11 protein-coding genes are annotated in these 11,954 nt (G+C 53.3%); 7 read left to right on the top strand and 4 right to left on the bottom strand.

Features of this window, described 5'->3' with window-relative positions; translation table 11 throughout:
• Positions 1 to 5: 5 nt before the first annotated feature.
• The 4 genes from leuC to leuL all read right to left on the bottom strand — a co-directional run bounded on the left by leuC (position 6) and on the right by leuL (position 4,249).
• Positions 6 to 1,406, bottom strand: a complete 1,401-nt coding sequence (leuC, locus tag IM299_RS11245) for a 3-isopropylmalate dehydratase large subunit (RefSeq protein ID WP_028015498.1) — start codon at positions 1,404 to 1,406, stop codon at positions 6 to 8.
• A gap of 2 nt (positions 1,407 to 1,408) precedes the next feature.
• Entirely contained in the window at positions 1,409 to 2,500 is a 1,092-nt protein-coding gene (gene leuB / locus IM299_RS11240) for a 3-isopropylmalate dehydrogenase (protein ID WP_193357495.1), read from the bottom strand.
• A complete protein-coding gene (leuA, locus tag IM299_RS11235; RefSeq protein ID WP_028015499.1) occupies positions 2,500 to 4,071 on the bottom strand; it encodes a 2-isopropylmalate synthase in 1,572 nt (523 codons plus the stop codon). The genes leuB and leuA overlap by 1 nt, the downstream gene beginning before the upstream one ends.
• A 91-nt stretch (positions 4,072 to 4,162) precedes the next feature.
• On the bottom strand, positions 4,163 to 4,249 hold the full coding sequence (gene leuL, locus IM299_RS23095) for a leu operon leader peptide (RefSeq protein ID WP_071993742.1): 87 nt from the start codon (positions 4,247 to 4,249) through the stop codon (positions 4,163 to 4,165).
• 609 nt (positions 4,250 to 4,858) lie between these two features.
• On the opposite strand from leuL, the gene leuO reads away from it, so the two are divergent.
• The 7 genes from leuO to ftsL all read left to right on the top strand — a co-directional run bounded on the left by leuO (position 4,859) and on the right by ftsL (position 11,952).
• A complete protein-coding gene (gene leuO / locus IM299_RS11225) occupies positions 4,859 to 5,803 on the top strand; it encodes a transcriptional regulator LeuO (RefSeq protein WP_041911249.1) in 945 nt (314 codons plus the stop codon).
• Between the two features lie 380 nt (positions 5,804 to 6,183).
• Entirely contained in the window at positions 6,184 to 7,908 is a 1,725-nt protein-coding gene (ilvI, locus tag IM299_RS11220) for an acetolactate synthase 3 large subunit (RefSeq protein WP_028015500.1), read from the top strand.
• Position 7,909: 1 nt separating this feature from the next.
• Complete coding sequence (gene ilvN / locus IM299_RS11215) at positions 7,910 to 8,401, top strand: acetolactate synthase small subunit (protein WP_045259452.1); 492 nt, start codon at positions 7,910 to 7,912, stop codon at positions 8,399 to 8,401.
• 179 nt (positions 8,402 to 8,580) lie between these two features.
• Positions 8,581 to 9,588 (top strand): catabolite repressor/activator, encoded by a 1,008-nt coding sequence (gene cra / locus IM299_RS11210; RefSeq protein WP_014168621.1) that lies wholly within the window; start codon positions 8,581 to 8,583, stop codon positions 9,586 to 9,588.
• 599 nt (positions 9,589 to 10,187) lie between these two features.
• Positions 10,188 to 10,646 carry a division/cell wall cluster transcriptional repressor MraZ gene (gene mraZ / locus IM299_RS11205; protein WP_014882537.1) on the top strand — a complete coding sequence of 153 codons (459 nt, stop codon included), beginning with the start codon at positions 10,188 to 10,190 and terminating at the stop codon, positions 10,644 to 10,646.
• Between the two features lie 2 nt (positions 10,647 to 10,648).
• The gene (gene rsmH / locus IM299_RS11200; protein ID WP_014882538.1) at positions 10,649 to 11,590 is read left to right on the top strand and encodes a 16S rRNA (cytosine(1402)-N(4))-methyltransferase RsmH; all 942 of its coding nucleotides are present in this window, start codon (positions 10,649 to 10,651) and stop codon (positions 11,588 to 11,590) included.
• Complete coding sequence (ftsL, locus tag IM299_RS11195; protein WP_006173860.1) at positions 11,587 to 11,952, top strand: cell division protein FtsL; 366 nt, start codon at positions 11,587 to 11,589, stop codon at positions 11,950 to 11,952. The genes rsmH and ftsL overlap by 4 nt, the downstream gene beginning before the upstream one ends.
• The last annotated feature ends 2 nt before the right edge of the window (positions 11,953 to 11,954 follow it).

Below are 11,954 nucleotides of genomic sequence, written 5' to 3'. Positions count from 1 at the left end.
TCTCCTTATTTCAGGCTGCGAATATCGGCGAAATGGCCGGTGACTGCCGCAGCGGCGGCCATTGCCGGGCTGACCAGGTGGGTGCGTCCACCCCGGCCCTGACGGCCTTCAAAGTTACGGTTGCTGGTGGAGGCGCAGCGCTCACCCGGATTCAGGCGGTCGTTGTTCATCGCCAGACACATGGAGCAGCCCGGCAGGCGCCATTCGAAGCCTGCTTCGATAAAGATCTTATCCAGTCCTTCCGCTTCCGCCTGGGCTTTCACCGGACCGGAGCCTGGAACCACCAGCGCCTGCACGCCCGGCGCCACTTTGCGACCTTTGGCAATCTCTGCCGCCGCGCGTAAATCCTCGATACGGGAGTTGGTGCAGGAGCCGATAAACACCTTATCAATGTTCACGTCGGTCAGCGGTACGCCGGGTTTCAGCCCCATATAGGCCAGCGCTTTTTCCGCGCTGGCGCGTTCGACCGGATCGGCGAAGGAAGCCGGGTCAGGAATGCTGTCGTTGACGGAGATGACCTGGCCAGGATTGGTACCCCAGGTGACTTGCGGCGCAATCTCTTCTGCCTGCAGCGTGACAACGGTATCAAAGGTGGCACCGTCGTCAGTTTTCAGGGTTTTCCAGTACGCGACCGCGTCGTCAAAATCCTGACCTTTCGGCGCGTGCAGACGGCCTTTCACATAGTTGAAGGTGGTTTCGTCCGGTGCGACCAGGCCTGCTTTAGCACCCATCTCAATCGCCATGTTGCACAGGGTCATACGGCCTTCCATGCTCAGCGCCTGAATGGCTTCACCGCAGAACTCCACCACGTGACCGGTACCGCCTGCACTGCCGGTTTTGCCGATAATCGCCAGCACGATATCTTTCGCAGTGATACCCGGCGCGGCTTTGCCCTTCACCTCAATCTTCATGGTTTTGGCGCGGCCCTGTTTCAGAGTTTGCGTCGCCAGAACGTGCTCAACTTCCGATGTGCCGATGCCGAACGCCAGCGCGCCAAACGCGCCGTGGGTCGCGGTATGGGAGTCGCCGCAGACGATGGTCATGCCCGGCAGCGTAATACCCTGCTCAGGTCCCATCACGTGGACGATGCCCTGATACGGGTGGTTCAGGTCGTACAGCTCCACGCCAAATTCGTTGCAGTTCTTGATCAGCTCCTGCATCTGGATGCGCGCCATCTCGCCGGAAGCATTGATGTCTTTGGTCTGGGTGGAGACGTTGTGATCCATCGTGGCAAAGGTTTTACCCGGCTGGCGCACCGGACGTTTGTGCGCGCGCAGGCCGTCGAAGGCCTGTGGAGAGGTCACTTCGTGCACCAGGTGGCGGTCAATGTACAGCAGCGGGGTTTCGTTTGGCGCCTCGTAGACAACGTGCGCATCAAACAATTTTTCATATAACGTCTTGGCCATGATTACACCCCTTCAGCGACATAGCGGGCAATGATGTCGCCCATTTCATCAGTACTGACTGCTGCCGTGCCGCGCGCTAAGTCACCGGTACGGACGCCTTCTTCTAACGCCCGGTTAATGGCGTTTTCAATTGCGGTTGCTGCGTCGCCTGCATCGAGGCTGTAGCGCAGCAGCAGGGCCAGGGAGAGGATCTGCGCAATCGGGTTCGCTATGTTCTTGCCTGCGATATCCGGCGCGGAACCGCCCGCCGGTTCGTACAGGCCAAAGCCTTCTTCATTCAGGCTGGCGGATGGCAGCATGCCCATAGAGCCGGTGATCATCGCGCACTCGTCAGACAAAATATCGCCGAACAGGTTGGAGCAGAGCAGCACGTCAAACTGGGACGGATCCTTAATCAGCTGCATGGTCGCGTTGTCGATGTACATATGCGACAGCTCAATGTCCGGGTACTGCTTAGCGACTTCATTGACGATCTCGCGCCACAAAATGGACGACTGCAGCACGTTCGCTTTATCAATGGAGGTCACCTTATGGCGGCGCTTGCGTGCAGATTCAAAGGCGATATGGGCGATACGTTCAATTTCGAAACGGTGGTACACCTCGGTATCAAACGCTTTCTCGTGCTGACCGCTGCCTTCGCGACCTTTTGGCTGGCCGAAGTAGATCCCGCCCGTCAGCTCACGCACGCACAGGATGTCGAAACCGTTGGCCGCGATATCCGCGCGCAGCGGACAAAACTCTTCCAGCCCCTGATACAGCTTAGCCGGACGCAGGTTACTGAACAGTTTAAAATGTTTACGCAGCGGCAGCAGCGCGCCGCGCTCTGGCTGCTCTGCCGGCGGCAGGTGTTCCCATTTTGGGCCACCGACGGAGCCAAACAGCACGGCATCGGCATTTTCGCAGCCTTCAACGGTGGTTTTCGGCAATGGCGTTCCGTGATTATCAATCGCAATACCGCCCACGTCGTAGTGGCTGGTGGTAATTTTCATCGCAAAACGCGAGCGAACGGCTTCCAGTACTTTCAGCGCCTGTGCCATCACTTCCGGACCAATACCGTCACCCGGCAACACAGCAATATGGTAGTTCTTCGACATTACACGGTTTCCTTGTTGTTCTCTTTATTCTGAGCTTTGCGTTGCAACTCTTTTTCGACTTCAGCGGCGCGCCAGATGTTGTTCAGGACGTGCACCATCGCTTTCGCGGAGGATTCGACAATATCCGTCGCCAGGCCCACACCGTGGAAACGGCGGCCATTATAGTTGACGACGATATCCACCTGACCCAGCGCGTCTTTACCGTGCCCTTTCGCCGTCAGGTCGTATTTCACCAGCTCTACGTCGTACTCGGTAACGCGGTTGATCGCCTGATAGATGGCATCCACAGGGCCGTTACCGTTGGCGGCTTCCGCTTTGATTTCATCACCGCAGGCCAACTTGACCGAGGCGGTAGCGATGTCGCTGGAGCCGGATTGCACGTTGAAGTAGTCCAGACGGAAGTGCTCTGGCTCTTCCTGCTGTTTGTTGATGAAGGCCAGCGCTTCCAGGTCGTAATCGAATACCTGGCCTTTCTTGTCGGCCAGCTTCAGGAACGCGTCGTACAGCTGATCCATGTTGTAATCGCTGTCCTGATAGCCCATCTCTTCCATCCGGTGTTTCACTGCCGCACGACCGGAACGGGAGGTCAGGTTTAGCTGAACCTGGTTCAGGCCGATGGATTCCGGAGTCATGATTTCGTAGTTTTCACGGTTTTTCAGCACGCCGTCCTGGTGAATACCGGAGGAGTGGGCGAACGCGCCGGTTCCAACAATCGCCTTGTTAGCCGGGATCGGCATGTTGCAAATCTGGCTGACGGTCTGACTGGTGCGCCAGATTTCATTGTGATTGATGCGGGTGTGCACGTTCATGATGTCTTTGCGCACCTTGATCGCCATGATCACTTCTTCCAGTGAACAGTTGCCCGCGCGTTCACCGATACCGTTCATTGCACCTTCTACCTGACGTGCACCGGCGTGCACCGCAGCGATGGCATTGCCTACGGCCAGGCCCAAATCATCATGGGTATGTACGGAGATGATTGCTTTATCAATGTTAGGTACGCGCTCATACAGGCCGGTAATGATGTTGGAGAACTCAAACGGCATGGTATAGCCGACGGTGTCCGGGATGTTGATGGTTTTAGCGCCCGCGTTGATGGCGGCTTCGACTACGCGCGCCAGGTCTTCAATCGGCGTACGGCCCGCATCTTCACAGGAGAATTCAACGTCATCGGTGTAGTTGCGTGCGCGCTTAACCATGTATACCGCGCGTTCAATGACCTCATCCAGCGTGCTGCGCAACTTGGTTGCGATGTGCATTGGTGAGGTTGCAATAAAGGTATGAATACGGAAGGCTTCGGCCACCTTCAGCGACTCAGCCGCAACGTCGATGTCTTTCTCTACGCAGCGCGCCAGACCGCACACGCGGCTGTTTTTAATGGTGCGGGCGATAGTCTGTACGGATTCAAAATCACCCGGAGAGGAGACGGGGAAACCGACCTCCATCACGTCGACGCCCATACGCTCGAGAGCCAGCGCAATCTGCAGTTTCTCTTTTACACTCAGGCTTGCCTGTAATGCCTGTTCACCGTCACGTAAAGTAGTATCGAAAATAATGACTTGCTGGCTCATGGGTTAGGTCCTTGTCAGTCTTAGGGCGCCTTGCTACGAGCATAAAAAAACCCGCGCAGTGGCGCGGGTTTTTAGTCTTACTGGTGACGATTCAACGCTGAATTTCGCCCGCCAGTCTACCGCGCACAGTGGATGCGTTTAGTAGTAGTAGACCGATGAAACGAATGGTGCGTGTCATGAATCGTGCTCCGTTAAATTCAATATGCTTTTAGTGGTACTGGATACAGCTGGGCATGTCAACCCCTGATGGTAAAAACGGCCCCAGAAGGCTAAACAGAGAGGGTGTGTTGTTTAGCTTATTGTGCTGGGTTTTTGATTTTTAACTTAACTAATTGTCTATTTTTGGACTTAAAAAACATTTGCAGAAACGAATAAACATAACGGGTATTTTTCAGGTGACGCAGTCCTCACAAATGCTTTCTCTTTAAACCGTTTTACTATCATCGAGTTATTTTTTTTTGAGAGAACTTTTTCTCCCTTCAAATAGAATCATTGATAACAGATTGTTAACTTAATTCTGCTCAATGTCGATAACAGTTTAATTATACTTAAGTCATCCTTAACTGGATGGTTATTGTATATTGATTTGGTTTATGGTTTCATTCAAACACTAAAGTTAAGCATATCCTTTGTGCCGTTTTGTATTATAGCATTATTAGATAATCTTTATATATTCCGATTTTTAAACAATTTTCTTTCGCTGGTCGTATCTGCATGGTAAATCATATTTTCCGAAATTATTACAGTGCGTTGGCGAAGGGAGTGTAGCGTGACAGTGGAGTCAGAAGTGCCAGAAAATAATATTAAACAACCACAGATTACTGATGGAATTAAACCACAGTTACGCACGGTGGATCTTAATCTACTGACGGTGTTTGATGCTGTCATGCAGGAGCAGAATATCACGCGTGCGGCACAAGCCCTGGGGATGTCACAGCCTGCCGTAAGTAATGCCGTTGCCAGGCTTAAGGTTATGTTCAACGACGAATTGTTTGTTCGTTATGGAAGAGGGATCCAGCCTACAGCGCGGGCTTTCCAGCTTTTCGGCTCCATCCGCCAGGCGCTGCAGCTGGTGCAAAATGAGCTGCCGGGCTCGGGTTTTGAACCCTTAAGCAGTGAGCGAGTATTCCATCTCTGCGTCTGCAGTCCATTAGATAATTATCTGACATCAATTATTTATAATAAAGTTGAAGAGATCGCACCTAATATTAATCTCGTCTTTAAATCGTCCTTAAATCAAAACACCGAACACCAGTTACGTTACCAGGAAATCGAATTCGTCCTGGGTTATGAAGAATTCCGCCGTCCTGAATTTTCCTGTGTACCGCTGTTTAAAGATGAAATGGTGCTGGTTGCCAGCAAAAAACATCCACGACTGAATGCGCCGTTACGTGAAAGTGACGTTTATAGCGAACAGCATGCCGTTGTTGCGCTCGACAGATATGCCTCCTTTAGCCTGCCCTGGTACGACACTGCGGAGAAACAGGCGAGCGTGGCTTATCAGGGGATGGCCATGGTCAGCGTATTAAACGTCGTTTCCCAGACGCAGCTGGTGGCAATTGCCCCACGCTGGCTGGCAGAAGAGTTCTCTGGCGCGTTAAATCTGCAAATTTTGCCTCTGCCGCTCAAGCTAAATAGCCGCACCTGCTATCTCTCCTGGCATGAAGCTGCTGGACGGGATAAAGGACATCAGTGGATGGAAGAGCTACTTATTAGCATCTGCCGTCGGTAATCGAGTCAGGATAAATTGCATCTTTGCATGTGATTTATCCTGGTTTTGTTTCTTTTATTAATATTTTGTTCTGTTGTGTATTTTATCTGGTGGCTGCCAGGCCCGTAAAAATAGATGATTTTCTACATCGCCGCGCTTTTCAGCGATGATTTATCATCTCATCCCCTAATTTCAGATGAATTAACCATATCCTCTGACAATGTCTGTTTTTTCTGCTTTCGCGGCCTCTTCTCTCTCCTGGTTTGCGAATTGCCTGCCTCATAACGAGCGGTTAAGGTAAGTATCACTCTGCAAAATAGAAGACGGGTTCATCCCGATCGCAAGACGGTGCGGAAATGAATTCGGCGGTCCGTCTATAACAAAATGCCTGGAGGCAAAGCATGGAGATGTTGTCTGGCGCGGAAATGGTCGTCCGGTCGCTGATCGATCAGGGCGTAAAGCAAGTGTTCGGCTATCCTGGCGGCGCGGTCCTCGATATTTATGACGCATTGCATACGGTAGGGGGTATTGACCATGTGCTGGTACGCCATGAGCAGGCGGCGGTACATATGGCCGATGGCCTGGCGCGTGCGACGGGTGAAGTGGGCGTGGTCCTGGTCACGTCGGGGCCCGGTGCGACAAACGCCATTACCGGCATTGCGACCGCGTACATGGACTCTATTCCGCTGGTGATCCTTTCCGGACAGGTCGCGACATCACTGATTGGCTATGATGCGTTTCAGGAGTGCGACATGGTCGGGATTTCGCGTCCCGTCGTGAAGCACAGCTTCCTGGTCAAGCAAACCGAAGACATTCCGGGCATTCTGAAGAAGGCGTTCTGGCTGGCGGCAAGCGGGCGCCCGGGGCCGGTGGTGGTCGATCTCCCTAAAGATATCCTGAACCCGGCAAACAAGCTGCCCTATGTCTGGCCGGAATCGGTGAGCATGCGCTCTTACAACCCAACAACGCAGGGTCACAAAGGTCAGATCAAACGCGCGCTGCAAACGCTGCTGGCCGCTAAAAAACCGGTGGTCTATGTCGGTGGCGGGGCCGTCAATTCAGCGTGTGAGGCACAGCTTCGTGAACTGGTTGAAAAGCTCAATCTTCCTGTTGCGTCATCGCTGATGGGACTCGGAGCGTTTCCCGCCACCCACCGTCAGGCGCTCGGCATGTTGGGTATGCACGGTACCTATGAAGCCAACATGACGATGCATCATTCTGACGTCATCTTTGCCGTCGGCGTGCGTTTTGACGATCGTACGACCAACAATCTGGCGAAGTATTGCCCGAATGCCACCGTGCTGCACATTGATATCGATCCGACGTCAATTTCAAAAACGGTGTCTGCTGATGTACCTATCGTCGGCGACGCGCGACAGGTCCTTGAACAAATGCTGGATCTGCTGGCGCTGGAAAACACAGCGCAACCGCTGGATGAAATCCGTGACTGGTGGCAGCAAATTGAGCAATGGCGCGCGCGGCAGTGTCTGAAATATGACACCCAAAGCGAGCATATTAAGCCGCAGGCGGTCATCGAAACGGTATGGCGACTGACGAAAGGCGACGCGTATGTGACCTCTGACGTGGGCCAGCATCAAATGTTTGCCGCCCTCTATTATCCGTTTGATAAACCGCGTCACTGGATCAACTCGGGAGGTTTAGGCACGATGGGCTTTGGCCTGCCTGCCGCGCTGGGCGTGAAGCTGGCGCTGCCAAATGAAACCGTCGTCTGCGTGACCGGAGACGGCAGTATTCAGATGAACATTCAGGAACTTTCCACCGCGCTGCAATATGAGCTGCCGGTACTGGTGCTCAACCTTAATAACGGCTATCTCGGTATGGTGAAGCAGTGGCAGGATATGATCTACTCGGGCCGCCACTCTCAGTCATATATGAAATCGCTGCCGGATTTTGTTCGTCTTGCTGAAGCTTACGGTCATATAGGGATGCGGGTGACCGATCCGGCTGAACTGGAAACGAAGCTCGCCGAAGCGCTTGAGCACGTTAAAAACAACCGCCTCGTCTTTATGGATGTCATCGTTGATGGAACCGAGCACGTTTATCCGATGCATATTCGCGGCGGCGGTATGGACGAGATGTGGTTAAGCAAAACGGAGAGAACCTGATATGCGCCGGATATTATCGGTATTACTGGAAAACGAGTCTGGCGCACTGTCGCGCGTCATTGGGCTTTTTGCGCAGCGTGGCTATAACATTGAAAGCCTGACCGTGGCGCCAACGGACGATCCGACGCTGTCGCGTATGACGATTCAGACCGTTGGCGATGCCAAGGTAATTGAGCAGATCGAGAAACAGCTGCATAAGCTGGTCGATGTGCTGCGCGTAAGCGAGCTGGGGCAGGGCGCTTACGTTGAGCGTGAGGTCATGCTGGTAAAAATACAGGCCAGCGGTTACGGGCGCGAAGAGGTCAAACGCAATGCGGATATCTTCCGCGGGCAGATCATCGACGTCACGCCTTCTCTTTATACGGTTCAACTGGTCGGAACCAGTGACAAGCTGGACGCTTTCCTGGCATCCGTGCGGGATGTAGCAAAAATTGTTGAGGTGGCGAGATCGGGGATCGTTGGTCTGTCACGCGGCGAGAAAATCATGCGGTAGTTGTTAAAAAGGTTCGCCTCTTTCAGCCCGGTCACCAAAGCCGGGCTTTTTTTTGCGTAATCAGCCGACAACGCAGATAAAAGCGGTTGCCGCGAAGGCTTTTCTGCGTTTAGATGTTAAAAGATTTAACCATAACCTTGACAGGGCCATGGACTCTTTTCTTTTTTTAAGGGGCAATTGTGAAACTGGATGAAATCGCCCGGCTAGCCGGCGTGTCACGAACAACGGCCAGCTATGTGATTAACGGCAAAGCAAAGCAGTACCGCGTCAGCGATAAGACCGTTGAAAAAGTTATGGCGGTGGTTCGTGAGCATAACTACCATCCGAATGCTGTCGCTGCCGGCCTGCGTGCCGGGCGCACCCGCTCTATTGGTCTGGTGATCCCGGATCTGGAAAACACCAGCTATACCCGTATCGCCAACTATCTCGAACGTCAGGCCCGCCAGCGCGGTTACCAGCTGCTGATAGCCTGTTCTGAAGACCAGCCCGATAACGAGATGCGCTGCATTGAACATCTGCTCCAGCGTCAGGTCGATGCCATCATCGTCTCGACCTCCTTACCGCCGGAGCATCCGTTTTACCAGCGCTGGGCGAACGATCCGTTCCCCATCGTGGCGCTGGACCGCGCGCTCGATCGTGAGCATTTCACAAGCGTAGTGGGTGCCGATCAGGATGACGCGGAAATGCTGGCCGCTGAGCTGAGAACCTTCCCCGCTGAAACGGTGCTGTATCTTGGCGCGCTGCCCGAGCTTTCCGTAAGCTTCCTGCGTGAGCAAGGGTTCAGAACCGCCTGGAAAGACGATCCACGTGAAGTCCACTATCTCTATGCCAACAGCTATGAACGCGAAGCCGCTGCGCAGCTGTTCGAAAAATGGCTGGAGACGCACCCGATGCCCCAGGCGCTGTTCACCACGTCATTTGCCCTTCTGCAGGGGGTAATGGATGTCACCTTGCGTCGTGAAGGCAAGCTTCCCTCTGACCTGGCGATCGCCACGTTTGGGGATAACGAGCTTCTCGATTTCCTTCAGTGCCCGGTGCTGGCGGTGGCCCAGCGTCACCGAGATGTAGCGGAACGCGTCCTGGAGATTGTTCTGGCGAGCCTGGATGAGCCGCGCAAACCGAAGCCGGGTCTGACGCGTATCAAACGTAATCTCTATCATCGCGGAATTTTGAGCCGCCATAAATGAAATGACGGGGCGGCGAAAAACCGCCCCTTTTTACTGGAATAAATCGCCGAGTTAATTCCCGCAGTGAAATTAGGATAATTCTTGAGAGTTCCTAATCTACTATTTTTCTTAATTCATTTTGCCGTTTAAAAGGGTCCTTAAAGAATCATGAAGCGATTTTTAAAACCCTCTCTTTGTATTACTTTGTTACAAACCCTCTTCGGTCGATGAATATTCAGACGTTTTTCCTTCCCCTCGACCGGCCAGCAACGCAACCGCCGCTTCCACCGACCGATTGAGTGAATCTGGCGCTGTTATCCCCTGACAATCTGTCATAAAATGCTGCCCGCGTCGCAAACTGACACTTTATATTTATCTGCGATGATATTGAGTGAGCCTTAACGCTAGTGTGCATATTCGGTTTTTTTCTTACAAATATTCATAACGTTAATTTGCCTCGCCAGTTGTGCAGTTATTAACCAGGACTGTTTATCTCTGTAAATAGAGGGCTTTCGGGTCTCTACAGGGAGAGTCCTGGCTTGACAAGCTTTTCCCTCGCTCCGTAAACTCCTTTAGGTGGGAATTTGTGGGTTAAAGTGGTGAGGAGGGGTGAGACTGGCATGTTCCGTGGAGCTACGTTAGTCAATCTCGACAGCAAAGGGCGTTTATCGGTCCCAACCCGATACCGCGACCAGCTGATTGAGAATGCTTCGGGTCAAATGGTTTGCACCATTGACATCAACTCCCCCTGCCTGCTGCTTTACCCCTTACCTGAATGGGAAATCATTGAGCAAAAGCTGTCGCGACTGTCGAGCATGAACCCGCAAGAGCGCCGCGTGCAGCGGCTGTTATTGGGACATGCCAGTGAGTGTCAGATGGATAGCGCCGGGCGATTACTGATTGCGCCCGTGCTGCGGCAACATGCCGGTCTGACCAAAGAAGTGATGCTGGTCGGGCAGTTCAACAAGTTTGAACTGTGGGACGAAACGACCTGGTATCAACAGGTCAAGGAAGATATCGACGCTGAGCAGTCTGATTCCGCAACTTTATCGGAACGGCTGCAGGACTTGTCTCTATAAATATGATGGAAAATTATAAACATAAAACGGTGTTACTGGACGAGGCCGTGAACGGCCTGAATATTCGTCCGGATGGCATCTACATTGATGGCACGTTTGGTCGCGGTGGTCACTCGCGTTTGATCCTCTCCCAGCTTGGAGAGGAAGGGCGACTGCTGGCAATCGATCGCGATCCGCAGGCGATTGCCGTGGCACAGACCATCAATGACCCACGCTTTTCCATCGTGCATGGACCTTTTTCTGCGCTCGCGGATTACGTGGCCGAGCGCGGTCTCACGGGCAAGATCGACGGGATTCTTCTCGATCTTGGCGTATCTTCACCCCAGCTTGATGATGCAGAACGCGGCTTCTCCTTTATGCGCGACGGTCCGCTGGACATGCGTATGGACCCGACGCGCGGACAGTCGGCCGCCGAATGGCTGCAGACCGCTGACGAAGCAGATATTGCCTGGGTGATCAAAACCTTCGGCGAAGAACGCTTTGGCAAGCGCATTGCGCGCGCCATCGTTGAGCGCAACCGCGTTGAGCCAATGACCCGCACCAAAGAGCTGGCGGAAGTGATTGCGGCGGCGACGCCGGTGAAGGATAAGCACAAACATCCCGCGACCCGTACCTTCCAGGCGGTTCGCATCTGGGTAAACAGTGAACTGGAGGAAATAGAGCTGGCGCTAAAAAGCTCGCTCGACGTGCTGGCCCCGGGTGGGCGGTTATCCATCATCAGCTTCCATTCGCTGGAAGACCGCATTGTAAAACGCTTCATGCGTGAACAGAGCCGCGGTCCTCAGGTTCCAGCGGGGCTGCCGATGACGGAAGAACAACTCAGGAAGCTGGGGGGCCGTCAGTTGCGAGCATTAGGCAAGTTGATGCCGGGCGAAGAAGAGGTGGCAGAGAATCCACGTGCCCGTAGTTCAGTGCTGCGAGTTGCAGAGAGGACGAACGCATGATCGGCAGAGTGACAGAAACCCTAAGCAAAGTTAAGGGATCGTTAGGAAGCAACGAGCGCCATGCCTTGCCTGGCGTGATCGGCGACGATCTTTTGCGATTCGGGAAACTGCCACTCTGCCTGTTCATTTGCATCATTGTTACGGCAGTTACGGTGGTGACCACAGCTCACCATACACGTTTATTGACTGCGCAACGCGAGCAGCTGGTGCTGGAACGCGATGCGCTGGATATTGAATGGCGAAATCTGATCCTTGAAGAAAACGCGCTCGGCGATCACAGCCGGGTTGAACGGATCGCAACGGAAAAGCTGCAACTGCAGCATGTTGATCCTTCCCAGGAAAATATCGTAGTACAAAAATAAGG

Source organism: Enterobacter cloacae complex sp. P47BA, assembly GCF_014930485.1.
In the GTDB taxonomy this organism is placed as follows: Bacteria; Pseudomonadota; Gammaproteobacteria; order Enterobacterales; family Enterobacteriaceae; genus Enterobacter; species Enterobacter bugandensis.
The sequence above is the reverse complement of the archived record's forward strand: the minus strand, read 5'-3'. Positions and strand labels throughout refer to the sequence as shown.